General features: G+C 48.0%; 25 protein-coding genes. 3 read left to right on the top strand and 22 right to left on the bottom strand.

Annotated features, from left to right (window positions below; genetic code table 11):
- Positions 1 to 38: 38 nt before the first annotated feature.
- Entirely contained in the window at positions 39 to 179 is a 141-nt protein-coding gene (locus PCH02S_RS35915) for a hypothetical protein (protein WP_164819755.1), read from the bottom strand.
- 205 nt (positions 180 to 384) lie between these two features.
- Here PCH02S_RS35915 and PCH02S_RS26910 point away from each other — a divergent pair, with 205 nt between their 5' ends.
- Positions 385 to 777, top strand: a complete 393-nt coding sequence (locus tag PCH02S_RS26910) for a PaaI family thioesterase (RefSeq protein ID WP_246069269.1) — start codon at positions 385 to 387, stop codon at positions 775 to 777.
- Positions 778 to 1,118: 341 nt separating this feature from the next.
- On the opposite strand, the gene PCH02S_RS26905 is transcribed toward PCH02S_RS26910, so the two are convergent.
- A complete protein-coding gene (locus tag PCH02S_RS26905; protein WP_127457193.1) occupies positions 1,119 to 1,886 on the bottom strand; it encodes a glucose 1-dehydrogenase in 768 nt (255 codons plus the stop codon).
- 99 nt (positions 1,887 to 1,985) lie between these two features.
- On the opposite strand from PCH02S_RS26905, the gene PCH02S_RS26900 reads away from it, so the two are divergent.
- Positions 1,986 to 2,900 carry an alpha/beta hydrolase gene (locus PCH02S_RS26900; RefSeq protein ID WP_164819754.1) on the top strand — a complete coding sequence of 305 codons (915 nt, stop codon included), beginning with the start codon at positions 1,986 to 1,988 and terminating at the stop codon, positions 2,898 to 2,900.
- 77 nt (positions 2,901 to 2,977) lie between these two features.
- On the opposite strand, the gene PCH02S_RS26895 is transcribed toward PCH02S_RS26900, so the two are convergent.
- The 15 genes from PCH02S_RS26895 to PCH02S_RS26825 all read right to left on the bottom strand — a co-directional run bounded on the left by PCH02S_RS26895 (position 2,978) and on the right by PCH02S_RS26825 (position 19,588).
- Positions 2,978 to 3,238 carry a hypothetical protein gene (locus PCH02S_RS26895; protein WP_127457191.1) on the bottom strand — a complete coding sequence of 87 codons (261 nt, stop codon included), beginning with the start codon at positions 3,236 to 3,238 and terminating at the stop codon, positions 2,978 to 2,980.
- Positions 3,239 to 3,361: 123 nt separating this feature from the next.
- Entirely contained in the window at positions 3,362 to 3,751 is a 390-nt protein-coding gene (locus tag PCH02S_RS26890) for a hypothetical protein (protein ID WP_127457190.1), read from the bottom strand.
- Positions 3,752 to 3,765: 14 nt separating this feature from the next.
- On the bottom strand, positions 3,766 to 4,830 hold the full coding sequence (gene mreB, locus PCH02S_RS26885; RefSeq protein WP_127457189.1) for a rod shape-determining protein: 1,065 nt from the start codon (positions 4,828 to 4,830) through the stop codon (positions 3,766 to 3,768).
- A 168-nt stretch (positions 4,831 to 4,998) separates the two neighbouring features.
- Positions 4,999 to 5,349 (bottom strand): VOC family protein, encoded by a 351-nt coding sequence (locus tag PCH02S_RS26880; RefSeq protein WP_127457188.1) that lies wholly within the window; start codon positions 5,347 to 5,349, stop codon positions 4,999 to 5,001.
- 171 nt (positions 5,350 to 5,520) lie between these two features.
- A complete protein-coding gene (locus tag PCH02S_RS26875) occupies positions 5,521 to 6,375 on the bottom strand; it encodes a 3-hydroxybutyryl-CoA dehydrogenase (protein WP_127457187.1) in 855 nt (284 codons plus the stop codon).
- 20 nt (positions 6,376 to 6,395) lie between these two features.
- Positions 6,396 to 7,574: an acetyl-CoA C-acetyltransferase gene (locus PCH02S_RS26870; protein WP_127457186.1), complete on the bottom strand. Its 1,179-nt coding sequence runs from the start codon at positions 7,572 to 7,574 to the stop codon at positions 6,396 to 6,398.
- 27 nt (positions 7,575 to 7,601) lie between these two features.
- Positions 7,602 to 8,339, bottom strand: a complete 738-nt coding sequence (locus PCH02S_RS26865) for a dihydrolipoamide acetyltransferase family protein (protein WP_127457185.1) — start codon at positions 8,337 to 8,339, stop codon at positions 7,602 to 7,604.
- 12 nt (positions 8,340 to 8,351) lie between these two features.
- Positions 8,352 to 9,332 (bottom strand): alpha-ketoacid dehydrogenase subunit beta, encoded by a 981-nt coding sequence (locus tag PCH02S_RS26860; protein WP_127457238.1) that lies wholly within the window; start codon positions 9,330 to 9,332, stop codon positions 8,352 to 8,354.
- A 1-nt stretch (position 9,333) separates the two neighbouring features.
- On the bottom strand, positions 9,334 to 10,344 hold the full coding sequence (locus PCH02S_RS26855; RefSeq protein WP_127457184.1) for a thiamine pyrophosphate-dependent dehydrogenase E1 component subunit alpha: 1,011 nt from the start codon (positions 10,342 to 10,344) through the stop codon (positions 9,334 to 9,336).
- Positions 10,345 to 10,365: 21 nt separating this feature from the next.
- Positions 10,366 to 13,608, bottom strand: a complete 3,243-nt coding sequence (gene icmF / locus PCH02S_RS26850; protein WP_246069267.1) for a fused isobutyryl-CoA mutase/GTPase IcmF — start codon at positions 13,606 to 13,608, stop codon at positions 10,366 to 10,368.
- Between the two features lie 70 nt (positions 13,609 to 13,678).
- On the bottom strand, positions 13,679 to 14,587 hold the full coding sequence (gene prpB, locus PCH02S_RS26845; RefSeq protein WP_127457183.1) for a methylisocitrate lyase: 909 nt from the start codon (positions 14,585 to 14,587) through the stop codon (positions 13,679 to 13,681).
- Between the two features lie 49 nt (positions 14,588 to 14,636).
- Complete coding sequence (locus tag PCH02S_RS26840) at positions 14,637 to 16,085, bottom strand: bifunctional 2-methylcitrate dehydratase/aconitate hydratase (RefSeq protein WP_246069266.1); 1,449 nt, start codon at positions 16,083 to 16,085, stop codon at positions 14,637 to 14,639.
- A 39-nt stretch (positions 16,086 to 16,124) separates the two neighbouring features.
- A complete protein-coding gene (gene mmgD, locus PCH02S_RS26835) occupies positions 16,125 to 17,234 on the bottom strand; it encodes a citrate synthase (protein WP_127457182.1) in 1,110 nt (369 codons plus the stop codon).
- Positions 17,235 to 17,267: 33 nt separating this feature from the next.
- The gene (locus tag PCH02S_RS26830; RefSeq protein WP_127457181.1) at positions 17,268 to 18,410 is read right to left on the bottom strand and encodes an acyl-CoA dehydrogenase; all 1,143 of its coding nucleotides are present in this window, start codon (positions 18,408 to 18,410) and stop codon (positions 17,268 to 17,270) included.
- Positions 18,411 to 18,616: 206 nt separating this feature from the next.
- Positions 18,617 to 19,588 (bottom strand): Gfo/Idh/MocA family protein, encoded by a 972-nt coding sequence (locus PCH02S_RS26825; RefSeq protein ID WP_127457180.1) that lies wholly within the window; start codon positions 19,586 to 19,588, stop codon positions 18,617 to 18,619.
- 253 nt (positions 19,589 to 19,841) lie between these two features.
- Here PCH02S_RS26825 and PCH02S_RS26820 point away from each other — a divergent pair, with 253 nt between their 5' ends.
- Positions 19,842 to 20,246, top strand: a complete 405-nt coding sequence (locus PCH02S_RS26820; RefSeq protein ID WP_127457179.1) for a CBS domain-containing protein — start codon at positions 19,842 to 19,844, stop codon at positions 20,244 to 20,246.
- Positions 20,247 to 20,313: 67 nt separating this feature from the next.
- Here the strand turns inward: PCH02S_RS26820 and PCH02S_RS26815 are convergent, their stop codons facing one another.
- From PCH02S_RS26815 to PCH02S_RS26795, 5 genes are all read right to left on the bottom strand, one after another.
- Complete coding sequence (locus PCH02S_RS26815) at positions 20,314 to 21,615, bottom strand: MFS transporter (protein ID WP_127457178.1); 1,302 nt, start codon at positions 21,613 to 21,615, stop codon at positions 20,314 to 20,316.
- Positions 21,569 to 22,174, bottom strand: a complete 606-nt coding sequence (locus PCH02S_RS26810) for a nitroreductase family protein (protein WP_127457177.1) — start codon at positions 22,172 to 22,174, stop codon at positions 21,569 to 21,571. The genes PCH02S_RS26815 and PCH02S_RS26810 overlap by 47 nt, the downstream gene beginning before the upstream one ends.
- 191 nt (positions 22,175 to 22,365) lie before the next feature.
- Entirely contained in the window at positions 22,366 to 23,202 is an 837-nt protein-coding gene (locus tag PCH02S_RS26805; RefSeq protein WP_127457176.1) for a sugar phosphate isomerase/epimerase family protein, read from the bottom strand.
- Positions 23,203 to 23,289: 87 nt separating this feature from the next.
- On the bottom strand, positions 23,290 to 24,069 hold the full coding sequence (locus PCH02S_RS26800; protein ID WP_127457175.1) for a VOC family protein: 780 nt from the start codon (positions 24,067 to 24,069) through the stop codon (positions 23,290 to 23,292).
- A 66-nt stretch (positions 24,070 to 24,135) separates the two neighbouring features.
- A partial coding sequence (locus PCH02S_RS26795) for an RNA polymerase sigma factor (RefSeq protein ID WP_164819753.1) occupies positions 24,136 to 25,594 on the bottom strand: 1,459 nt, incomplete at its 5' end.

The raw sequence follows: 25,594 nt of genomic DNA, 5'->3' as shown, positions 1-25,594 counted from the left end.
GCATCGACGGCGGCATTTCGTTCCTTCATCTGCTGACTTTATTCCTCTGCAGCCATTTCAACTTCTCCATTCAACTGGTCCGCATAAGCTCGAATCAAATCATAATCATGATTGGTTGCGGCGTCATCCGCCTGCTCATCCGCTTGAAATTGCACCCATTTCTCGTTATCGATCTGCATGCTGCGAGCCCCCCTCGTGTTGTTGCAATTAGAATTTCCTATCTGTAAATTGTTATCCTTTCTCCATAAAAGTTTTCCTTCTACTAGCTGTATGACGACACGTATACTAGAAAAATAAAAGCTCTGAAGGGAGATATGGCTAATGATCGTAGCAGAACAAATTTATCAGTCGTATGGGATGGATAAAGACACATTTATCACTTTTATGAAAGAACGAAGTTTGCATACAGCTATTCAATCGCTCGGCATCGACTTCGTGGAATTGGCGCCTGATCGGGTGGTCATGTCCATGCCGGTTGGACCTAGCACCCATCAGCCTGCCGGCATCCTGCATGGCGGAGCCTCAGTTCTACTCGCGGAAACAGCAGCATCCATTGCCTCAGAGATTAATATTGTCGATAAAGACAAGTATGCAGCCGTCGGGTTAGAAATTAATGCGAATCACCTTAAAAGCAAACGAGACGGCATTGTAACAGCAGTTGCCACACCGATACACAAAGGCCGCAAAACGATGGTTTGGGATATTCGTATCTCCGATGAGAAGAGTCAATTGATTTGTATTTCTCGCTGTACGGTCGCTATTATTGATAAAAAGTGACAAACACCTTCACGGAAGATAAAGATCCATATTTTAACCATTGCTAAAAGCTCCTCGAGGGTCTGGATACCGTTTTGCAAAGGGAACTGGTGTCCTCTATTTTGAGGAAAACGAGCCATTTCCACTCTGAACGGAACTAGCGGGTCTTATTTGTCTTCCGCTGGCGCTTTTTTCAAGTGAATCGGCATAATAGAGGACTGTAGTTCTCTTCACGCGTGCAAATTGTGCTTTTTGCTTGGAATAATGGACTGTAGTTCTCTTCGCGTCCTGAAGAAACCATTTTGCAAACAAAAACAGCCCAGACAATGTGTCTAGGGCTGTTTATTCATCGTTATGTAATCCTACTCCTCTGCGTATATCATTTTAACCGTCATTCCGCCGTCGATGGTTAGATTCTGACCCGTAATGAAACCGGCTTTCTCGTCGGCCAGGTAGAGACAAGCAGCGGCAATATCCTCTGGTTTGCCTACTCTGCCTACTGGATGTTGTTTTTTATCCACTTCGGAATGAACAATGCTGCCTTGAGCAGCCTGATAGTGCCAATCCCGAACCTCAATCCATCCGGGAGAAATGGCGTTAACACGAATGCCGTATTCGCCCAAGCTTATAGCCATCGCATGCGTCAGTGCAGAGATTCCGCCTTTTGAAGCCGAATACGCCTCCGTGTTTGGTTCTGACATAAACGCCCGTGTCGATGAAATATTGATGATGGCTCCGCCTTGCCCCTTCTCCTTCATCACACGCGCCGCGGCTTGTGAACATAGAAAAGCTCCACCTAAATTCACGGAGATGACCCGTAGGAACTGTTCACTCGTGAGGTCAAGTACATCCGCATTATGCATAATCCCTGCATTATTAACAAGAACATCAATCCCGCCTAAGTCAGAGACCGTGCGCTCCATCCACTGCCTAACTTCGTCTTCCTTCGAAACATCAACCTTCGTGAAAACGACATGGTCTGTATAGGAATTCAATAATTTGACTGTCTCAAAACCTGCATCTTCATGAATATCTGCTATGGAAACACCGAATCCTGCTTGAGCAAAGGCAAGCGCGATTGCACGTCCAATGCCATGCCCACCACCTGTGACTGCTGCTACTTTTGGCATACGCATCACCTCATCTGATTTTTCATTATTTTACCATAACCGATTGGATCAAACATGTATAACCCTGTGAAAAGGATTATTAGGAGAAGGAAGTTGAACATGTGTCATGGAATTACTTCCCTGAACGATCAAATCCTTCATTTGGAGTGCTGCTCAAATATGACAAGCTATACGACTGATTTTAGAACGTTTACTGCACGCGATGGCGCGAAATTACCTTACCGACATTTCGAAGGACCCTCCGATATTGTGCTCATTTTTTTACATGGCATTACAGAACCCAGCCTTTATTTACGTGAATTTGGTCAATATATTTCCGAACATAATCTGGCAACTGTCATCTTACCCGATTTACGCGGTTATGGAGAAAATCCGCTTCGCCGAGGCGACATCGATTATATCGGACAGCTGGACGATGACATCGAAGATTTATTTCACCACATCCAGAGTCGCTATCCGGATGCAACTATCATCTTCGGCGGTCATTCTGCAGGAGGAGCTACAGCTCTGAGACAAACAATCCGCCCGATTCACGCGAGTATTCATGCCTATTTACTTATTTCTTCTGCACTTAGTGCCAACTCACCACTTGCTCGCAAGGATGGCAACAACAATGAATCCACAGTAAGTATTCCGAAATATGCGTTGTTGATGGGACTCAATACAATTGGCATTACCAGGTTTAACCATACCGTTGTCTATCGGCGACTCACGCCTCAGGATAAACTGCATGGCACTGAAACTTGCCAGCTAAGCTATCGATTGGCTTTATCCCGCATGTTAGATAATAAGTACGAGAACTATTTGCGCCAATTAAACCCATCTACTTTCGTTCTCGTTGGTGAAGAAGATGAAGTCTTTGATGCCCATGCCTATGAACCTCTGTACAGCAAATATACACCTGCCAAAGTCCGCATTCTAGCTGGCCATAACCATGACAGGATCGTGAAATCGAAAGAAGCTCTAACTATCGTGGGTGAGTGGCTGCAAGCCATTCGAGCCAATAAAGCTTGATCTTAAGTACTAGCAAATATTAAAAAATGACTTGAAGTTCCAGTAGGAATTCAAGTCATTTCGATTTATATTGCCTGTTAGTTATAAGTGATTTTCAAACCTAATTCAGCAGCACGGTTAAGTGCCCCTTCAGAGAATTTAGGTTTCTTATATCTTTGTTCAAATTCTTCCTTGTCTAGCGGGATCCACTTAAAATCTCTATTCTGATAGATCCACGTTTTCGTTCCCCAATCCACGTGGATTGTCCGATTCGTTACTTTTTTAATGACGCCGATTTCAACGATAAAACCGGTTTTGCCAAATAATTTGGCACAGTATTTGTTCAGCATTTCGCTCACGATGACTCCCCATTTCTCTATTCCTTGCTCTATTCTCTTATAAAATACGCGTTAATGCAACCATGGCAAGTCCCGCTTAACACAAAGAAGGCACCAACCACGGTGCCCAACTTGCTTCAACATTTACGCTAAAATTGAATTGGTTCGGAGAGAATGAAGGATTGCCGCTGCAATTTCAACCGAATTATCCTGGTCTTGATACTCTTCGCCGAATGAAGCGCGAAACAACTGATTGATGGCTTGGCTAAAGCTCAGCACATCTAAATCTGAAACGTGTTTCGTTATATAAATCGTTAGCGTACGCGCTTCACCTTCATATTCGTCTTCAAGACCATGCATGTCCAGCAGCCCGATAGGGTCCCATGCATCCAAGTGTTGTTTGACGATCTCCATAATAGGTGATGGATCATAGGGCAGCGAGTTCAAATACGCATTTTCTTTGACAATCTCTCTTCGAATACTCCACATCATATAATTCATTTTTGTTTGCTCGGATACCGCTCTAAATTTCAATGGATAAGCCTCCTTTATTGGACGCTCTCTTGCTTCTCTGTCATCAACTTGTCAGACGCTGTCATCAGTTTGGCAGATCGTTCAATTATCGCCCCATTGAAGTTTAGCATTTTCCCTGTCCCTTCAGCAATACAGGCCATCGGATGTTCCGCAAGATACACGGGTACACCTAATTCTTGTTGAAGGCGCTTGTCCAGTCCTTCCAGTAAAGCACCGCCACCACAAAGCAGAATGCCCTGCTCCATAACGTCGCCAGCGAGCTCAGGAGGGCATTTCTCCATGGCAAGCCGAATGCACTCCACAATTGAAATCATAAAGTCATCGAAAATTTCATAAATCTCCTTTGAAGAGATTGTAATGCTGCGAGGCAATCCTTCCATCAAGTCACGCCCCCGGATGTCCATCGTGATTTCCTTCACAGGTTTCACGACAGTGGCGACGTTCTTCTTGATTTCCTCTGCCGTTCGCTCACCAATAACCATATTGTAGGCACGTTTCACATACTCAATAATATCTTGGTCAATCGACATGCCTCCACGGCGAATTGCTTCACTTACGACAATGCCGCCAAGAGAGATAATCGCAACTTGGCTTGTTCCTCCACCAATATCAAGGACCATGCTTCCTATCGGTTCTTCGACAGGAAGCCCTGCTCCCATTGCTGCGGCCAACGGTTCTTCTACCGTTGTTGACCGCCTCGCGCCTTTATGAACGATCATCTCTTCAACAGCCCGCTTTTGCACATTCGTAATGCCGCATGGAACGGAAATCAAAACGTGAAAGCTGCGGAACCAATTGTAGCCTTTTCTAATTTTGCCAATAAAATATTTAAGCATCGCTAAGGTCATATCAAAATTAGCAATGACGCCATCTTTTAACGGATAAATGACCTCCACATTAGCTGGAGTTCTCCCAATCATATCATAGGCTTCTTGGCCAATGGCTTTGATTTCCCCTGTATCTGTTTGAATGGCGACTACGGACGGCTCTTGCAGAACAATACCTTTTTTTTGCTGGTATATTAGCGTATTACAGGTGCCCAAATCTACACCAAACAGTTCTTCCAATCTCTTTAACATGACTCGCTCCTTCTCGCTGTTTATTAGACGATGCCCCTAGTAGCGTGTGTATTTAAAATGATTATGACTAACTGCATCTGTATACTTGTTCGCATTGCCAAGCCATTCTACGGGGGTATACCAATAAACCCCAATCATTCCCAAGATCAACAAAACGGCAAATCCATCCTACTTATTCTGAATCAATCCGATTCCATTACCTACGGGATCAACTAAATAAGCAAGATAGAAGTTATCAAATTCCATCTTCTCTCTAACAACTTGAGCTCCCATTTCTACAGAGTTATGTATAGCTTCGTCTATGTTATCAACTTGAATTTGAATTCTAATACCATGAGGATAATCGCTTGGTCCCTTAGAAATTCCGCCATGAATGCCAGGCTTGTCCTCATTTCCTGTTGTCACTGGAAGGTAACCCCAACTGGATGCTCCGATTTCCCAACCAAAAACAGTAGAATAAAAACTCGCTGCACGCTCAGGATCTTGACTATTCATTTCAAATAAGACAACTCGTCCCATTTCACTCAGCCCCTTAATTTGGAATTAATATCCACATAATACCAAACATTTGTTCCCGTGTAAACACAAATTAACGTTACAGGAACTACATGGTCGAAACGCTCCGGTTCAGCGCAAAAAACCTGTAGTTCCTCCCCAACTTGGTTTGCCGCACAAGTCTCTCCACCACACTCATTCTTGATAGGTGTAAAATCCCTGCCCCGATTTACGCCCTAATCGCCCCGCTTTTACATATTTACGCAGCAGCGGACAAGGCCGATACTTGGAATCTTTAAAACCATCATAGAGAATTTCCATGATCGAAAGACACGTATCCAGTCCAATGAAATCCGCTAGCTCCAGCGGTCCCATCGGATGATTCATGCCGAATTTCATCACTTTATCCACGGATTCGATGGAGGCTACACCTTCATATACAGTAAAAATGGCTTCATTAATCATCGGCATCAAGATGCGATTAGAAACAAACCCAGGGAAATCATTTACTTCAACCGGTGTTTTTCCCATACGCTGACTCAGCCCGTAAACAACCTCGAACACTTCCTGCGACGTCTCCAACCCTCGAATCACTTCTACGAGAGGCATAACCGGCACTGGATTCATAAAATGCATGCCGATAATTTTCTCCGGACGTCCCGTAACAGCTGCAATTTCCGAAATAGGAAGTGATGATGTATTCGTTGCCAAAATCGTACGAGGCGGGCACAGACTATCCAGTCTATGGAACAGCAAGGCCTTCAACGCCATATTTTCTGAAATGGCTTCGATCACAAAATCTGCTTGCTCCGCATGCTCTACAAACTCAGTTGGTCGTATGCGGCTTACGATCTCCGCCATGCTTTCAGGAGTCAGTTTGCCTTTCTCCACATTTCGGCTTAACTGTTTGTTGATCGCCTGCATGCCCCTGTTCAGAAATTCCGGGGTTGTGTCGTGCAGCAGCACATGGAAACCTGAAGCAGCAGCCACCTGTGCGATCCCGCTTCCCATTTGTCCAGCGCCAATGACCATGATGGTCTGTATGTTCATAGCTCCGCTCCCTCCAACATTCATCCATCCACCCGAATGAGAATGGCATCACCTTGCGCAGCCCCGCTGCAAATTGCGGCAATGCCGTAGCCGCCACCGCTTCTTCGCAGCTCATGGATTAAGGTGAGCACAATCCGCGTACCGCTTGCCCCGATGGGATGACCAAGCGCGATGGCTCCCCCGCCTACATTAACTAGTTCCGGATTCCATCCAAGCATTTGTTCCGTGGTCAGCAGGACCGCAGCGAAGGCTTCATTCACTTCAAACCGACTGATTTGATCCAGCTTGATGCCTGTTTGCCGCAAAAGTTTCTGAATCGCTAACGCAGGCGTTGTCGCAATGTACGGCGCTCTTTCACCAACAGTCGCAGATCCGACAATCGTTGCAAGCGGGCTAACGCCGCAGGCTAATGCTTTATCCTTCGACATCACGGCCATCGCCGTCGCTCCATCGTTAACGCCAGGAGCATTTCCCGCCGTAATCGTTCCGCCTTTCACCAGGGCAGGCAATGCAGCAAGTTTCTCCATACTTGTATCCGTTCGCGGACCTTCGTCTACCTCGATCTGCTTCGCTCCTTGCTTGGATTGCACAACAACCGGAGCAATTTCCTCCGCTAAGTAGCCCTTCTTTCTAGCCTCAATCGCCAATACATGACTGCGAAGCGCCCATTCATCCTGCCGATCACGACTTAAGCCGAACTCTGCGGCTACGTTGCTGCCATGAACAAACATCTGAACGTGTTCAAACGGGCAAAGCAAACCATCGTGCACCATCAAGTCAATGGTCGTCTGATTCCCCATCCGCGCCCCCCAACGGGTGCTTGGCAGCAAGAAAGGAGCACTGCTCATGCTCTCCATTCCACCAGCAATCATGCAATCGGCATCGCCGGAACGGATCATTTGATCAGCAAGTGTGACACTTCGCAGACCCGATGCGCATACTTTATTGATCGTTTCTGCCGTTACGCCCCAGCCTAGACCTGCCAAACGCGCTGCCTGACGCGCAGGATTTTGCCCTGCTCCCCCTTGCAGGACCATCCCCATAATGACGCCCTCAATCATAGACGGTTCAAGAGAAGAACGCCGTATCGCCTCCCGAATTGCCGTACCGCCCAGTTCGACTGCCGGAACGTCCTTTAAGCCGCCGCCAAATTTCCCAAACGGTGTGCGGGCACCTCCAACAATGACACTTTCCTTCATACGTTAATCCTCCTAAGGTGAAAAGCCTCAGTAGATCAGAGTTTCCAGATCATATTTTTCTAAATAATGCTTGACTCGCTGCAAAAATCGACCGCAAATCATCCCATCCAGAATACGGTGATCAAATGAAAGGCAGATCGAGACCATGGATCGGATGGCGATCATTTCTTGAATCACAACGGGTTTCCGAACAATGCTCTCAAATGTAAGATTAGCCGCTTGCTGGGGCTGAATGATGGGATAAGAAAGCATGGATCCAAAGGCTCCGGTATTATGAAAAGTAAACGTGTCACCCTGCATTTCCGCCGGTCGTAAAGTGCCCGCTTTTGCCCGTTTGAGCAAATCAAACAACTCAAACGCCAAGCCGGCTATGGATTTGCGATCTGCATGACGGAGGACTGGCGCAATCACAGCATCCTCATCCTCAGAGCCAATTGCAACGGAAATATGAATATTTCTTTTCACAGCAATACCTTCCGGGGTCCATGATGCATTCATTAGCGGGAATTCCTTCAAAGCATTCACAATCCCTTTTATGACAAAAGGTGAGATTGTAAGCGGAAAGCCTTCTGTCAACAAGAAGGTTTCCTTCAGCTTTTGCCGCAAGGCGACGAGATTCGTAACGTCAACTTCGATCATCAGCCAGGCACGGGGAATATCGGTGACACTTTGCTGCATGCGGGAAGCAATTGCTTGTCGGATCGGGCTGATAGCAAGTATTTGATCGCCTGGGAGCGTTGCACCTGATTCCTCGTATTGCGACATAGCCACCCTCCTCTACAATTCCGCTAGCTGGCGCATCGCATCCTTCACGGTATCTATACTCGGCAGGTAAAATTTCTCCAGTGTCGGCGCCATCCCGACAGGAGGAACGTCCGGCGGGCAGCAGCGCATGATGGGAGCATCCAGCTCATACAACAGGTGTTCAGCCAACATCGCTGATATCTCAGCACCAATACCACCAGTCTTGTTATCCTCGTGAACAATGAGAATTTTTCCAGTTTTCGCTGCAGCCTCAAAAATTGCCGTTTTATCAAGCGGATGCAGCGTTCGCAAATCAAGAAGCTCTGTACCAATGCCTTCTAATTCCAGTTCAGCCGCAGCTTTCATGGCATATTGGACGGATAAACCGTAAGCGATGACCGTGATGTCCTTACCTTCGCGACGGGTTATTGCTTTACCGATAGGTACCGTATAATCATCCGCAGGAACTTCATCTGACACGGAGAGATAGCATTTTTTATGTTCGAAAAAGAGAACCGGATCGTCGTCTCGAATCGCTGCTTTCAATAATCCCTTGGCGTCATAAGCCGTGGACGGAGCAACAATTTTGAGGCCTGGAGTCCCAAAAAACACCGATTCGGGACATTGTGAATGATATAAGCCCCCGCCGCCTGTGGCGCCGTAAGGTGCACGAATGACAATCGGGCAATGCCAGTCATTGTTGGAGCGATAACGAATTTTGGCGGCTTCGCTAATGATTTGGTTGGCTGCCGGAAATATGAAATCGGCAAATTGAATTTCTGCAATCGGCCTCATCCCGACCATCGCCGCACCAATGGCGACGCCTACGATAGCTGATTCAGAAAGCGGCGTATCAAGCACCCGCAGCTCGCCGAACTTATCGCGCATGCCCTTCGTGGCGTTCAGGACGCCCCCTTTTCCAATATCTTCGCCTAGTACAAAAACGTTATCATCCCGCTGCATTTCCTCCGACATTGCTGAACGGATGGCCTCCAAATAAGTGATGATCGGCATCTCAAACCTCACCCCCATCTTCCGCATACACATGCCGAAGCACGTCCTCCGGTGCCGGAAATGGCGATTTTTCAGCGTATTTTGTGGCTTCATTCACTTCTTTGGCAATATTTTCGTGCAAGGCGCGATCCAAATCCTCAGTAAGTATGTCACTCTCCAACAAATAACGCCGGAACCGCTGAACGCCTTCCTGATCTTTGTGGTAATCCACTTCTTCCTTCGTTCGATAGAGCATATCGTCATCGGCAGTGGAATGAGGCGGAATGCGATACATCATCGCTTCAATTAGTGTGGGTCCATAGCCGCGAACGGCACGTTCTCTCGCTTCTTTCACCGCCCGGTATACTTCCAGTGCATCGTTGCCGTCAACACGTTGACCTGGAAAACCATACCCTGCTGCGCGATCAACAACACGGCCGGCAACCTGTCGATGGGCAGGAATCGAAATCGCATATTGATTGTTTTCGCATAGGAAAATCACGGGCAGCTTGAATACACCGGCGAAATTAAAAGCCTCATGCACATCGCCCTGATTACTCGAGCCTTCTCCAAAAGTCACGAATGCCACATGTTCTTCCTTCCTCATTAGCGCAGTGAGCGCAATGCCAACCGCATGCAAAACTTGCGTCGCTACGGGGCTGGAGCCGGATACGATATGGAGCTTTTTATAACCGAAGTGCCCTGGCATTTGCCGACCCCCGTTAATATCCTCCGCCTTGAACAGTGCCGCCAGCAGCAGCTCCTGAACCGTCATGCCAATCGTGAGCACAAAGGCGTAATCTCTGTAATAGGGAAGGAAATAATCCTGCTGTTTATCCAAAGCGAATGCTGCCGCCACCTGTGCCGCTTCTTGGCCGATGCTGGAAATGTGAAATGCCGTTTTACCTGATCTTTGCAGCAGCGTAGCACGTTCATCGAATTTTCTCGCTTTCAGCATGTAAGCATACATCTTCAGCACGTCATCGTCCGTTAAACCCAGCTGTTGATGCTTGAGTATGTGCTGAGAAGACATCGCCATTCCCCCTTTGTTTTTTTACATGTTTCTGCGATACTGCCCGCCGACTTGATAAAGCGCGCGTGTAATTTGCCCGAGACTTGCCACTTTGACAGTTTCCATTAATTCCGCGAAAATATTTCCGCCTGAGAGCGCCACCCCCTGAAGTTTCTGCAAAGCCGCTGGAGCCGCTTGTTGATGTCGATCAAGAAATTCCCGAAGATGGGTAATTTGTTGATCTTTCTCTGCCACCGACGCCCGAGCAAGCGGAATATCCATGTCCCCTTCAGGTGGATTAGGATTCAAAAATGTATTGACACCAATGATCGGCAAGTCCCCTTGATGTTTTTTCATCTCATAGAGCATCGATTCATTCTGAATTTTACCCCGTTGATACTGAGTCTCCATGGCACCGAGCACCCCGCCACGATCACTAATGCGATCAAGCTCTTGCAGAACAGCCTCCTCGACCAGATCCGTCAATTCCTCGATGATAAAAGAGCCCTGAAGCATGTTTTCGTTTTTAATGAAACCAAGCTCTTTCGTAATGATTAACTGAATGGCCATCGCTCGGCGAACCGACTCTTCCGTAGGCGTCGTTACAGCTTCATCATAAGAATTCGTATGCAGCGAATTGCAGTTGTCCAGCAGCGCCATCAAGGCTTGAAGGGTCGTTCGAATGTCATTAAAATCCATTTCCTGCGCATGCAACGAACGTCCGGAAGTTTGAATGTGATATTTCAGCTTCTGGCTGCGATCGTTCCCGCCATACTTCATTTTCATTGCTGTAGCCCAGATGCGGCGCGCGACCCGCCCGATAACGGTATATTCCGGATCTAATCCATTGCTGAAAAAGAAAGAAAGATTCGGCGCAAAATCATCAATCGACATGCCACGGGACAGATAGTATTCGACATAAGTAAAACCATTGGCCAACGTGAAAGCGAGCTGTGAAATCGGGTTCGCTCCAGCTTCCGCAATATGATAACCCGAGATGGAAACCGAGTAATAATTACGTACTTCCTGATCGATAAAATACTGCTGAATATCGCCCATCATTCGCAGCGCGAATTCCGTAGAAAATATACAGGTGTTCTGTCCCTGATCCTCCTTCAAAATATCCGCTTGCACCGTTCCTCTAACGGATTTCAGCGTTGTCCTGCGAATTTCGGACGCCTCATCCACTGTTGGCTTTCTGCCACGTTTCTGTGCGAAACGCTGAATCTGATCATCCATTGCCGTATTCATATACATCGCCAAAATGATCGGCGCAGGCCCATTAATCGTCATGGAAACAGACGTCATCGGATCACACAGGTCAAAGCCGGCATACAGCTTTTTCATATCATCCAATGTACAGATACTGACGCCGCTTTCGCCTATTTTTCCATAAATATCCTGACGTTCGTCTGGATCTTCCCCATACAAGGTCACAGAGTCAAAAGCTGTACTGAGACGTTTGGCTTGATCATTTTTGGACAAATAATGGAACCTCAGATTTGTTCGTTCCGGTGTGCCCTCACCTGCGAACTGACGTTTGGGGTCCTCGGCGGTACGCTTGAAAGGAAACACGCCTGCGGTATAAGGAAATTCTCCAGGCACATTTTCTCGGTACAACCACCGAATGATATCCCCAGAATCTCTATATTTCGGCAAGCTGATTTTGGGAATATCCACTCCTGATAAGCTTGTCGTGGTAAGCTCCGTAACGATCTCCTTCTCCCGTACACGCGTAATGAACGTCTTGCCGCCATACTGTTTCTGGCGTTCGGGCCACTGCGCAAGCATCCGGAGTGTATCTTTATGCATCTGATTCTCATAATTCAGCTTTATCGCATGCAGCGAAGCTAAGCTTTCCTCCAGAGCATGCTCTGGAGCTTGCATTTGCCTTGTGACAGCAATCGCTCCATCGAGCCGGTAGCAGGCGCTCGCCAACTCCGCCTCCTTTTCCGCAACAGCATGATAGGACCGAATACACTGTGCGATTTCACCGAGATATCGCGTACGATCCACCGGTATAATGACATGTGTTTTCGCGTGTGAAGCCGACCCGAATCCGTCAATCGGCCATTGCAGCGAGCATTTGATGTTCAACGTCTGAATAATGGCTTTAAATAACGCATCCACGCCAACATCGTTAAATTGACTAGCCATCGTGCCATAGACAGGCATTGATTCATAAGGCTCAGAGAATCTGCCGTGATTTCGCTGTACCTGCTTCTTCACATCCCGAAGCGCATCTTCGGACCCTCGCCGGTCAAATTTGTTAATCGCCACCAAATCTGCGTAATCAAGCATATCGATCTTCTCTAACTGCGAAGGCGCGCCGAATTCGCTAGTCATCACATAAAGGGAGACATCCGCAAGTTTGGTGATCTGATGATCGCCTTGGCCAATTCCGCTTGTTTCGACAAGAATCAGATCAAAGCCCGCTTCCTGCAAAACAGCGATTGCCGGGCTAAGCGCAGCGGATAATTCGTTACCCGATCCACGAGTAGCCATACTGCGCATATACACGCGCTCGGAATGGACGGCATTCATGCGTATCCGATCGCCAAGCAAAGCTCCCCCGCTTCGTTGTTTGGTTGGGTCAACCGATAAAATAGCTATCGTCTTATCCGGATATTGCCGGAGGAAACGCTGGACGATTTCGTCCGTTAAGGAGCTTTTCCCCGCGCCTCCTGTGCCAGTGATTCCGACAATTGGACATGTGGGCACCTGTGACGGCAAGCGCTGTTCTGGCGGATTATCCGCTGCGTTATCACACGAGAGTTCTTCCCTAGTTATACGCTGCGCCAGAGATCTATGATCTTTTGCTGTTTCAGTTCCGCTAGCTCCCTTCCGACCGGTAGCAACCGTACTGAAATCGCACTCCTTCATCATGTAAGAAATCATCCCTTGAAGCCCTAGCTCCCTGCCGTCGTCCGGCGAAAAAAGGCGTGTAACGCCATACGCATGCAGCCGTTTGATCTCCGATGGCAGGATGACGCCGCCCCCTCCACCGAAAACTTTAATGCTGGAGGCGCCATTTTCACGCAGCAAATCAATCATATAGGTGAAAAATTCGACATGCCCGCCTTGATAAGAGGAAACGGCAATGCCTTGAACATCCTCCTGTATCGCTGCCTGCACAATCTCCTGAACCGACCGGTTATGCCCAAGATGAATCACTTCTGCTCCGCTAGCTTGCAGAATCCGCCGCATAATTGTTATGGACACATCATGGCCGTCGAACAAAGCGGAAGCAGTGATGAATCGCACTTTATGATTCCCTGATGACACCGCTGGACCTCCTCTCCTCGGATGGCGGATGTGCACAAAAACCCCACCGACATTAGGATATCAGTGAGGCCTAGCCCCTCTCGGGCAAAACGGTTTTGGCAATTTTCCCATCCAGCGCTTCATACTCAAAGTAACGAATCGTATCGTATAGCTCGCTGCGTGTTTGCATGTGGTCTAGCGATTCCTTCTGCGTTCCTGTCATCTGAATTTCCTCAAAAACTCTCTCCATCGCCTTGGCTGCTACACGCAGAGAAGTCACTGGATAAATCACAATGCGATAACCCCAGCTTTCAAACTGCTGCGCCGTAAAGTACGGCGTTCTTCCGAACTCCGTCATATTCGCCAGCAAGGGACAGGTTAATTCTTGGCTAAATCTAAGAAATTCCTCTTCTTTCTCCAGCGCTTCCGGGAAAATAGCATCTGCGCCTGCTGCTACATACTGCTTCGCTCGAGCAATCGCTGCATCCATTCCCTCTACACTTTTGGCGTCCGTGCGGGCAATCAGATATAAAGAGGGGGAAACGGTCTTGATCGTTTGAATTTTTTGCATCATCTCCTCAGCGGGAACCAGCTTTTTCCCGTTTAAATGGCCGCATTTCTTTGGCATTTCTTGATCTTCCAGTTGAACGGCCGCAACTTTGGCTTCCACCATCTCCTTCGCTGTTCGTGCTGCATTCAGAACACTTCCAAATCCGGTGTCGATGTCTACCAACAGCGGAAGACGTGCCGCACGAACCAGTTCACGAGCGCGCTCCGCCACCTCATTCGAGTAGATGAGGCCCAAATCCGGCAGCCCTCTGCTGGCTGTGTACGCGGCACCGGAAAGATAGATGGCTTCAAACCGAGCTTGTTTGGCGATAAGAGCTGCCATTCCATCATGGGCGCCGGGGATTTTCACAATAGGACCCGCTTCGACGAGTTGACGAAAACGGGCGGCTAACTCCCTTTGCTCCGGTTCTTCTTCAATGAGCCATGCCATAGGAACCTCCTGCATGATCATGTTTCCTGCTTTTTGTGCAAACCATCGGTCAAATAACAAAAAGCGATAAGAACTCCTGACATGGCGTTTGAATGAAACGCTCGTAGTCAAGCGCAAGGTTCATAATGTCAGCTGATTTCTTCCTAGGGAAGCGGGTCAGAAGGTTCGTCTCGAATTTCTCGATCACCTTGGGCAGCCCTTCAGCACGCCGCCTGCGATGGCCGATCGGGTATTCACAGACAATTTTCTCCGTCGAAGTGCCATCCTGAAAATGAATTTGCACCGCATTCGCAATTGAGCGTTTGTCCGGGTCCAGATAATCCTTACTGTACTGTTCCTCTTCCGTGACGATCATCTTCGCCCTGAGTGCATCAATACGCGGGTCTTTCGCGATGCTTTCTTCATAATGCTCAGCCGTCAACGTCCCGTACAGCAGCCCGATGGCAACCATGTACTGCAAGCAATGATCCCGATCCGCCGGGTTAAACAAAGGTCCTTTCTTATCAATGATCCGGATAGCGGATTGATGGGTCGTAAGCGTGATAGACTTAATCTCCTCTATACGCTCATTTACCAATGGATGCAGCTCTAGCGCGCATTCCACAGCTGTCTGCGCATGAAATTCGGCAGGAAATGAAATTTTGAATAAAATATTTTCCATCACATAGGAACCCAGCTCTCGCCCTAAAATCAGCTCCTTGCCACGGAATAACACGTCTTGGAAACCCCATGTTTTCGCCGAAAGCGCGGTAGCATACCCCATCTCACCGCCTACAGCCATTAAGGCCAGACGCACCGCGCGACTTGTCGCATCCCCCGCAGCCCAGGACTTGCGCGAGCCTGTATTAGGCGCATGCCTGTAAGTTCTTAAACTGGCTCCATCAATCCAGGCATTCGAGAGCGCGCTGCACACCTCCGCCTTCGTTCCGCCAAGCATGGCAGTCGCTACGGCCGTTGACGCTATTTTTACAAGATGAACATGGTCTAATCCCACACGATTCAAACTATTTTCTAAGGCCAGAACGCCTTGAATCTCATGCGCCTTAATCGACATCGTAAGAATATCCTTCACGTAGAGCGGCATTTTGCCCTCTGCCACCCTGCTGCGGCTAATATAGTCGACAAGCGCCACGATACAACCTAGATTGTCGGACGGATGCCCCCATTCAGCAGCCAACCACGTGTCATTATAATCAAGCCAACGGATCATGCACCCGATATTGAAAGCCGCATGCACAGGGTCCAATTCGTATCGTGTACCCGGCACTCGGGCGCCTCCTGGCAAGCTCGCTCCCGGCACAATCGGTCCCAGATGCTTCACACATTCGGGAAAACGCAGCGCCAGCAAGCCGGTCCCCAGGGAATCCAACAACACATGCTGCGCAATGCGATACGCTTCTTCACTTTCAATATGCGCGTTTAGTGCATAGTCGGCTATTGCTTCAATTAACGGGTCAAAAGTCATCTCCTTATCGGCCGAGTTCTCAAATCCGCTCATTCACAATGTCGTCCTTTCTGGCAAATGAATTTCCAGCGCTCAAGGATGTAAGTTGCGAGGTCCTGTGTACAGGACACGAGGCCGGAATAGCCGATTATTCGCGTGCTGCTCCATCACATGGCTGCTCACGCCAATCGTACGGGCAGCGAGAAATACCGGAGTGAACAATTCAATCGGGATGCCGAGTAAATAATAAACAGGAGCTGCATAATAGTCCAAGTTCGGGTGCAAATTTTTCTCGCGTTTCATGACTTCTTCACCAACCACACACATCGTGTACAGCTCCGGTTGATTTTTCTCTAACGCAAGGGCAGCTAACGCATCTTTCATCAATAACGCGCGCGGATCGGCTTTTTTCATATAAACCCGATGACCGAAACCCATAATGCGTTCCTTCCGAGCCAGTTTGCTTAACATGAGTGTTTCCAAGTTGCCTTCCGAACCTGCCTCAAGCAGCATCTCCATGACAGCTTCATTAGCGCCGCCATGCAGCGTTCCTTTCAACGAGGCAACCGCCCCAGTAAGCGCGCCGTACAGATCGGACTGCGTCGAAGCAATCACTCTTGCCGCGAATGTCGAATTCGGCATTTCATGCTCACTATAGACGATGAGTGATTGGTCGAAAATATCCTCTTCCATCTTCGTAGGTACTTGACCCGTTATCATGTACAAGAAATTAGCTGAATAGGATAATTCTCTTCGGGGTTCTACGAACGTTTGTTTGGTCTTGGCTTGATACCCATTGGCAACTATTTGCGGTACCTTTGCCAGCAACCTGATCGCTTTTCGCGTATTTGCCTCCTTAGAACGATCTTCAAGTTCGGTATCGTAGCTGGCCAAAGCCGAAATTCCCGTTCGGAGCACATCCATAAGATTAGCTTGCTCTGGCAATAAACGAAGGACAGAACAAACGTTCGGTGGCAATCCATATTCGTCTTTAATTTTTTCTTCAAACGATGACCGTACATGGTCATCAGGCAGCACCCCCTCAAGCAATAGCGCTGCTACATCCAGATAGGTAACATGCTGCGCAAGCTCGATGAGGTCATATCCGCGAACAACAATTTCTTCCTTTTCGACATCCAGATACGAAATTCCCGTTTCACTAGCAATAACGTTCTCCAGTCCAGGGTGATAGCTGTTACTCATCTCATCGCTCCCCTTTCTCTCTTCCTGCCGCGTCTAGTCGGCAAGCAGCATGCGGGAAATCACAATACGCTGAATTTCGTTCGTCCCTTCATAGATTTGTGTAACCTTGGCGTCGCGCATATACCGTTCAACCGGATAATCTTTCGTGTACCCATAACCTCCGAAAATTTGGACAGCTTCAAGACTGACAGCCACAGCCGTATCACTGGCAAAAAGCTTCGCTATGGCGGCCTCCTTCCCATACGGCAAGCCTTTGCTTTCCTTCCACGCGGCTTGATAGGTCAGCAATCTGGCAGCTTCAATCTGGGTAGCCATATCCGCAAGCTTAAAAGCAATAGCCTGCTGCTCACCGATCGGCTTTCCGAATTGCTTGCGCTGTTTCGCGTAGCTAATCGATGCCTCCATCGCCGCCTGGGCAATCCCGAGCGCTTGCGCGGCTATGCCGATACGCCCGCCGTCCAGGCTTCGCATCGCGATTCGGAAGCCCTCTCCCTCTACGCCGAGCAAATGTCCTTCGGGCACTCGGCAGTTCTCAAATCGCAGCTCGAGCGTTGGCGAAGAGCGAATGCCCAGTTTTTTCTCCTTGTGACCGAAAATAAAGCCCTCGGTCCCTTTCTCCACAAGAAATGCGCTGCATCCGCGCTTTTTGTTGACTGGATCCGTTATCGCAAAAACGATATAGACGTCCGCTTCCCCGCCATTCGTGACAAATAGCTTGGAACCATTTAGCACATAATGGTCCCCGTCCTTGACAGCCGTTGTTTTCATCGCTCCTGCATCAGAGCCCGAACCGCTTTCTGTCAAGCTGTAAGCGCCGAGCTTCTTGCCTAGAGCCAGCGGCGTTAAAAACGCCTTTTTCTGCGTTTCCGTCCCGTATTTCGAGAGCGCCCATGAAACTAATGACGTATGGACGGATAACATCACGCCTGTAGAAGCGCAGGCTTTCGAGAGCTCCTCAACGACGATGGCATACGTCAAGAAATCAGATCCGAGCCCCCCGTATTCTTCAGGCCATGGGATTCCCGTCAAGCCAAGCTCGCCCATTTTATCGAATAAGGTCCGATCGAATCGCTCTTCTTCATCCCTTTGAGCAGCCGTAGGTTCAATTTCGTTTTTGGCAAAATCACGCACCATAGCACGAATCATATTCTGTTCTTCCGTCAAGGACAGTTCCATATGACCGCCTCCTTCGACATGATCGCTATTCCTGCATGTTAGCCGAGGATAAGATCGGTGATTTGCTTCTTCATGGGACAAGTTGTAACCGCTTCCAATAACATGTTTTATATATACACGCCTTTCTGAAGGCTTATACCTGACAGGCTATGAATTTACCCGCCCATGAAAAAAACACCGCAATTTCGCGATGTTTGTTCTCATGATTATCTTAATTTAATAGGCAATCCGCTTACAGAAGACTCCAATGCTGCTAAAGTAATGCGAAGCGTGACCGCGGCGTCGGCGTAATCTGTCAAAATCCGCGAACGATCTCCGGTTTTGATCGCATGCAAGAAGGCATCCGTCTCAATTGCATAAGGATTAAGGAGGTTCTTATACTCTGTTGTTTGCGTACTTTCATGGTTCTTTAAGTACCTATTTTGTTGAATTTCCAATACACCTTTATCTGTAAACAGTTCCAATCCCGATCGATGGCCGAAAGGCAGCATACACGTATTCGTGATGGACGCAATGGCACCGCCTGCTAGCTTCAATGTTACAGCCCCGACATCCGCGACTTCAACGCCGTCGTGTTTCGTATGTATATGCTGCTGCGCATAAACTGCGTACACTTCCTCCACTTCGCCAACCAAATAGCGAACCAAATCCACAATATGCGTTGTTTGCTCGACAAATTGACCGCCAGACCCGTTTTGCTTACGCCACCAATGAACGCCTGGCATGTCTCCTAACCAACTGCCAACCGCCATTCCGACTTTGCGGGTTTCCAGCAGCTCTTTCGCCTTCTGCACGGTGTCCGTATATCGGATATGATAACCGACCGAGGTGATGATATTCCTGCTACTCACCTGATCTTGGATGCGATTCACCGTGTCCATGTCCAACCCGATCGGCTTTTCAATCAGGAACGGGATACTTCGCTGGACGATTGCATCTTCAATACTACCATGCGCCATAGGCGGCACACTTATGTATACAGCGTCTGGTTTTACCGTATCGAGCATCTGCTCTATCTCGTCAAAAGCTTGTGCGCCAGCGAATTTCTGCGCCATTTTCTCCGCCTTTGGCAGCGAAGAACCAAGAAAAGCAACGACTTGCGCATCCTCCCTGGCAGCTAACAAGCTAGCGTGCTTTTCAGCAAACCATCCTGTTCCGGCAATTGCAATTTTCAACATATGATATACGCCTCCTAGTGGCTCAAATTAGCATAGATTCCCATAAGACAAGTATATACGCAGATGCCAATCTTTTCTCTACTTATTTTTTCTGATAAAATTTTCATCGTAATGTTAGTAATTATCTTGATTTGGGTATATGATAATGAAGTCTCTGTCGAATTTGGCAAGAACTTTCAAGGTCATCTTGCCGAAAATATGGTTTAATGGATGTATCATGTTTTGAAAATTCCCTGAAAGGTAATTACTGACCATGAAAACTGCCTCATTTTTATTTCCGAAGGACAAAGTAGCCTTTATTAAGTCAACCTCTTCCATGAAGGAAGCAATGGAACAATTAGAGCAGCACTATTATACAGCACTTCCCATCGTCGATGAAGGTGGAAAGTACGTTGGCACACTTTCCGAAGGCGACCTGTTGTGGACGCTCAAAAATAAGCCTGGCGTTACGTTCGAGAACATGGATGAGATCCCGGTTAGCAGCATAAAAAAACATATTCGCAACGAATGTGTCTCCATTGACGCTTTTATGGAGGATATGCTGGCCAAAGCAGCCGATCAAAACTTTGTTCCTGTCGTCGATGACAAACAAATTTTCTTGGGTATTATTCGCCGCAAAGATATCATCGCCTACTATATGAATAACATTACGGACTAAAATGAAAAGGAACTGGAGGCTTTGCTCCCAGTTCCTTTTTTCTTTTTGAAAGCGACATGATCAACAATTATTTGGTCCCTATCTCCGCGATAGTTACGTGCCCTCTTTCCGACTGAACCGTCATTGACTGGACTCGACTGATCCGGAATGATTGCCAGAACGATACGGCATAGACAATCATAGCCGTAGTGAACCAACCCTCCACGCCGAAACGCGCCATGATGACACCTCCTAATAACGGACCTAATAAGCACCCGAGAAACATCCAAGCATTCACCATCGCAAATGTCTGACCTTCCATCCCTTGGCGAGCCAATTTTCTCACCTGTGCCTGGATATTCGGCATCATCCCTGCTACACACAGCCCCAGTAGAAAACGGCAGCCAAGTATGAGCGGGTACAAATGCGTGAAAGCTTGCACCAAACACAGGAAAAATGCAGTCGACGTAGCCATTTTCAGCAGTAATAAGGGACCAATCCGGTCGGAAAGCCTGCCAAGCATCGGCGAAAAGAGGATAACAGCAAAAGAGGTCGCCGATAAAGTAATTCCTAGAAGCCATTGGCTATTAAAAAATGAAAACACGTGTGTGGACTGCTGCACATAGTACGGAAGAATGGGATTCGTCCCTACAAATGCAAAGTTCACACATAAAGCGCTTATCAGTAAAGACGGCAGTGGCTTCGTATGCCAAATCTGCTGCCAGTCGGCTAGAAGCGTCCCTTTCGGCCTCGAAACTTCGTCTCTTACTTGGGTTTTGTCTTTGACGAACAACAAAACGCATACAGTCGCAAGTAAAATAAAAACACTCATGGCTGGATAAGCACTTCTTACTGATAGAAAAGAAAGCAAGGATGAGGCGATCAGCGGTCCGATCAGTGATCCTGTCTCGCCCATCACTTGCAATTTACCTGCGGAAACGCCGACTTGCTTATCTGGAGCGCCGATCAGGACAAGCACCATCGTAAATGGCAGTATGCCGGTAAAACAGCCTTGTAATAATCGCAGCAAAGCTAACTGCCATGGCTCCGCGGCAAGCGGCATTAATGCTGTAATAATCGCCATGCCTAAACCGGACCACAGCATGACTGGCTTGCGGCCATACCGATCCCCGATACGACCCAGAAAAGGAATCGCAACCATCATCGCAACAAAATTAGCTGAGAATATCACACCTGACCAGATGTACAGTGATTCTCCGCTAACAAAACCGATGACATGAAGAAATCCTGGCAGCAGCGGGATAAACATGCCATGCGCTGTTGAAACAAGCAGTTGAACGGTTAACAAAGCAGCAAACTGCTTTCTCCATGACTCCATCCAACTAGAAGGAGCCTTCGATAATACTTTCGTTAAGCGGACGGCGGCCATTCGGCAGTTCGCGCTCTTGCAGTTCACTTGGCAAACGCTCACTGGCACCGCGATAACCTAGAGTAATCACCGCATGCAGGTCATAGTCCTCGGGTATGCTGAGGACTTCACGGGCGATGTCTCTGTCATAGCCACCAACAGCTCGCGTTGCAAGACCCAGTAAATGGGCTTGAAAAGCAAGCGAGGCCCAAGCCGCACCGGCATCGAACGCGTGGGCGCCATTCAGAGCTCCGTCTTGACGGAGCTTGTGCGATAAAACGAGGACAAGTACTGGGGCATGATCCGTCCATAAGCGGTTATTTGGCTTAATGAACGATTGAAATTTCTGCTTCTGAGCTTCCGTTTTGGCAACGATAAATCGCCATGGCTGCAAATTGCTTGAGGATGGCGCCCAGCGCGCGGCTTCCAGGATTGTATACAACGTTTCGTCGGCAACCTCTTTCGGTTCAAAAGCACGAGAGGACCAACGATTCAGAAAAAGCGAGTGAACCGGATAGTCTCCTTGTCGGTTCTCCTCTACCTCTGGGAGTAAGACAGTTTGCTGTGCATCGGTTGGCATATGCAATCATTCCTTTCTATTTTCTACTAATGCCTGATTGGCTGGTAAACAAAAAAAGAGACAACTTCTCTGAATAGAGAAAGTGTCTCCGTTTGAACGGTAGTCCTTGTATATACACAGTATCACTGTATAGGAAGTATCGTCAATATTATTTCTTATATCCCGATGAACTTTATCGGAAATCACACGCTTTACATTGATGTAACATACGGAGCAACAAGCTTTCGAACGCGCTCAATCCCATCCCACATGTCGCCAGGTCCATCGTAGACGAGTGTAAACGGCCCTTCGTACCCAGCTTGCTTCGCAATCTCCATACAGCTGATGAACTCTTCTTCATCCGGATATCCTTCGCTATCCGTTTGCGCTTTGGCATGGATGGATTCACTAAATGGGATCGTTCTGGCGAGCGCTTCGAACTTGTCGCTTCCTTTGAAATTGCCATAATCGGACGTGAACCCAAGGACATCTTCGCATTTCTCCAGCAAAGCAAGGCAATTATCAGCCACAGAAGTCAGTGAGTGGAAATTTTCTGTAACCACCCTAACCCCGCGTGAGCTGGCGTATTCGCCTAATTCTTGTATAGCTTTAGCGGAACGCTCTAAGGCTTGTACGTCTGAAGGCTCCGCATCGCCGGCAATCACACGAACTCTTTCTGCTCCAGCAATGGCAGCAATATCGATCCATTCCTTGATCCAAGCGATGTCCGAGGCTCTGCGATCCTCATCAGCGCTAGAGATATCGCCATACTCGAGCAGCAGCGTATAAAAGCGAACATTCGCTGCTTGGAATGATTGTTTCAATGCAGTAAGATACGCTGCGCTCGTTTCCGGAAAATGAAAATGGCAAACCTCCAAAGAAACAAAGCCTTTGTCGGCAAGCACAGCGGGGAGCTCAAGCAGTGTAAGATGTTCTGGTTGCTCTTGCGCTGCCGTAATTTGTGAGCGTGTTGTTTCATCCCAGCGCGTCCAGCGTAATGGCCCCAGCAGTCTGTGCAAGCTCCAACTCGTCAATGATAAAAATGGCATATGGTCAACCCTTCCCTAGCTCTATTTGGTTATATTTTACCAAATTCGCCTCGCTGAACACCATATGCCATCTCGCCGTCTCATCTCTTATTGTGCTGTTTTGTCCACTTCTTCCACAACCAGATATCCGTTGCCATCAGGATCTTGAAATTCGAAACAGGTAACCCCCAACCGCTTTTCAATGCCCTCTCTAACAAGACCACCTACAGAACGGACATGATCAAGGGCAGCGCCCAAATTCGGCGTTTCAATGATCATAATCGGATTCGTGCGAGTTTCCACCTGAAGCTGCTCAAAATATTGACTTGAGGAATGACTTAACCTATTATCGTCAATTAGCAAATGAGGGCCTCGATCCATTAGAATCGCTGGCAAGTCGCCGAAAAGAGGATCTGAACCAGCGTTTTTCCCTACAAAAGCTTCATACCAAGCCGTCGTATCCTCGATATCATCGGTATGTGCTAAGATTCGGCTAACTTTTCGCAAACAGACATTCGCGGGCCTCGCCGGTTTTAGACCTAAATCACGATTCGCTTTACAAACCATATGAGAGTTTACATTAAAAACGGATATATACTCGTCAGTAAAAGCTTCTGTTAATACCGTATGCGGTCTATGCTCACAGAATTGATGGGCAGCATGGATATCATGAGCATCGAACATTACTGTCGGTGGAGATCCCCAGGTATTCTTGTCTAGAATAATTTCCGTTTCCTCCAAAGCAAAAATATAAATACCATGGGTGTCCTGATCAGGCTGAGGTACAATCGGGCGCTGAAACAAATTCGCATACCATTCAATAGCGCGTTTAAGATCTTGAACGGGAACAAATACGGCTGGCATAAAAGCATTAATCGGATGTGACATCTTCGTTTTCCTCCTTAGTTAGTCGTTCAACTTATAGACACAGCGGATGCGTAATTTCTATCACACTCATTCCACAATTGCTGCAATTATATGAATGCCTTCTTTTTCGGCATCCCAAGCGAACCGTAGTTCATCCCTAATCTTGCTCATTCGGCCTGCATGACTGCCTCCATATCCAAATGGAAAACTCGGATACAAGCGAGTAAACGATTCGCTGACTTGCATATAGCACGCTGCCGCTTCAGCAAACCGCTGTTTGCGCCAGACATTGTTGCTGTTATTCGACAGCTCCAGCAAATATTTAGCCGCATGCTGCCGAGCTTCGGCTAGAATCGCCACTTGATAGGCATGTCCTTGCAAATCAAGCGAACCATCCTCAACTGCCTCCAGCCAGAGGCGGTAACCGTCAAGGCCAAAGGCGTAGCCGGCCAGAGGAGGCTCTTTCCCTCTTGCATGATCAATAATCGCTCGCAATGTGGCGTCCACTGTCTGAGAAGGCGCCACTTTCCCGCGAATACCAAGCACGAACAATGGCGGTTGATCAGTCTTTCGCCCCAACTGGTCATAACGGACAATACGTTCCACTCCGCTATGACCCAGATACAGGATTTTCTGATCGCTGTCATCGTAACCATAGATAAACCCAAACTCATTGCTTTGCATGTTCCAAATAATCGCAGGAACACCTTGGTCGATTGAGCCATGAAGAATGGATAAGATATGAACTTGCTGTTCCGGTGTTAACGTCTTTCGTTGAGGACGACCAAAACAGGTCCCGCGAATGCCGAGCCGCTCTAGAATGCGATATGCGGTGTAACTCCAGTCAAATGTTGAAATTCCATGCGAATGACAGCTTGTCGCCACATTCAAACGGAACGCATCCCCTGAGATCCCCATCAGCTCCGTATGGGAAATGTGTTCCTCTCCTACCGTTCGAAGCGCTTCACCAATCATAACCGATAGAAAGGCATAAGGCCGAGAAAACACCGGAACCGGCAGCATTCTGGCGGCTGTGTATCCACTCTTCTTCCGCACCTCCAGATAACGCTCGATTTCCTTGCGGAATCGCTCTTCATTCACTTTCACCCTCGCGCGGGACAGCAAATTGTAAATATTGCTGGGTTTCATCCCGAAGCGGGCAGCCAATTCTTCCGTAGTCGCATCCTCAAATGCATTCGCGCTTAAAACCTCGCGTGCCTGCTCAGAAAGCGGGCGCATGGAACTGCGAATCAGGTCTTCGTCCTCTTCTCGCTCCTGCGAGGCTTCTGGACTGAACGCTTCGCCCCCGCTAAACGCTTCCCAGCCTGTTTCCGGTATATCCTCCGTAACATATTCGCTCCGGTTAGCGGCTCCACGAATCGAATTCATTGCGATTCGGCGAACCATAACCCGAAACCACGCACCAAATTTCTCTTCGTCTTTCAGATTGTTTATGTTGTCTTTTACTTTAAGAAAAGCTTCCTGAACCACATCTTCAGCTAGGAAAGCATCGCGAACAATGGCTTGCGCCCAGGATAAGGCGGCT

Origin of the sequence: Paenibacillus chondroitinus NBRC 15376 (assembly GCF_004000765.1) — a bacterium.
Classification (GTDB): Bacteria; Bacillota; Bacilli; order Paenibacillales; family NBRC-103111; genus Paenibacillus_E; species Paenibacillus_E chondroitinus.
Note: the sequence above shows the minus strand (reverse complement) of the source record. Positions and strands in the feature narration are given on the sequence as shown.

Coding starts and splice junctions, on each gene's coding strand:
- PCH02S_RS26815 (WP_127457178.1), bottom strand. CDS start 21,615: ATGGCCGCCGTCCGCTTAACGAAAGTATTATCGAAGGCTCCTTCTAGT.
- PCH02S_RS26880 (WP_127457188.1), bottom strand. CDS start 5,349: ATGGGACGAGTTGTCTTATTTGAAATGAATAGTCAAGATCCTGAGCGT.
- PCH02S_RS26875 (WP_127457187.1), bottom strand. CDS start 6,375: ATGAACATACAGACCATCATGGTCATTGGCGCTGGACAAATGGGAAGC.
- PCH02S_RS35915 (WP_164819755.1), bottom strand. CDS start 179: ATGCAGATCGATAACGAGAAATGGGTGCAATTTCAAGCGGATGAGCAG.
- PCH02S_RS26800 (WP_127457175.1), bottom strand. CDS start 24,069: ATGTCACATCCGATTAATGCTTTTATGCCAGCCGTATTTGTTCCCGTT.
- PCH02S_RS26905 (WP_127457193.1), bottom strand. CDS start 1,886: ATGCCAAAAGTAGCAGCAGTCACAGGTGGTGGGCATGGCATTGGACGT.
- mmgD (WP_127457182.1), bottom strand. CDS start 17,234: ATGAGTAACAGCTATCACCCTGGACTGGAGAACGTTATTGCTAGTGAA.
- PCH02S_RS26820 (WP_127457179.1), top strand. CDS start 19,842: ATGAAAACTGCCTCATTTTTATTTCCGAAGGACAAAGTAGCCTTTATT.
- prpB (WP_127457183.1), bottom strand. CDS start 14,587: ATGGCATGGCTCATTGAAGAAGAACCGGAGCAAAGGGAGTTAGCCGCC.
- PCH02S_RS26855 (WP_127457184.1), bottom strand. CDS start 10,344: ATGTCTTCTCAGCACATACTCAAGCATCAACAGCTGGGTTTAACGGAC.
- PCH02S_RS26840 (WP_246069266.1), bottom strand. CDS start 16,085: ATGAGCGGATTTGAGAACTCGGCCGATAAGGAGATGACTTTTGACCCG.
- PCH02S_RS26805 (WP_127457176.1), bottom strand. CDS start 23,202: ATGCCATTTTTATCATTGACGAGTTGGAGCTTGCACAGACTGCTGGGG.
- PCH02S_RS26900 (WP_164819754.1), top strand. CDS start 1,986: ATGTGTCATGGAATTACTTCCCTGAACGATCAAATCCTTCATTTGGAG.
- PCH02S_RS26910 (WP_246069269.1), top strand. CDS start 385: ATGAAAGAACGAAGTTTGCATACAGCTATTCAATCGCTCGGCATCGAC.
- PCH02S_RS26825 (WP_127457180.1), bottom strand. CDS start 19,588: ATGTTGAAAATTGCAATTGCCGGAACAGGATGGTTTGCTGAAAAGCAC.
- PCH02S_RS26830 (WP_127457181.1), bottom strand. CDS start 18,410: ATGGAACTGTCCTTGACGGAAGAACAGAATATGATTCGTGCTATGGTG.
- mreB (WP_127457189.1), bottom strand. CDS start 4,830: ATGTTAAAGAGATTGGAAGAACTGTTTGGTGTAGATTTGGGCACCTGT.
- PCH02S_RS26870 (WP_127457186.1), bottom strand. CDS start 7,574: ATGAAGGAAAGTGTCATTGTTGGAGGTGCCCGCACACCGTTTGGGAAA.
- PCH02S_RS26860 (WP_127457238.1), bottom strand. CDS start 9,332: ATGCCGATCATCACTTATTTGGAGGCCATCCGTTCAGCAATGTCGGAG.
- PCH02S_RS26810 (WP_127457177.1), bottom strand. CDS start 22,174: ATGCCAACCGATGCACAGCAAACTGTCTTACTCCCAGAGGTAGAGGAG.
- PCH02S_RS26865 (WP_127457185.1), bottom strand. CDS start 8,339: ATGTCGCAATACGAGGAATCAGGTGCAACGCTCCCAGGCGATCAAATA.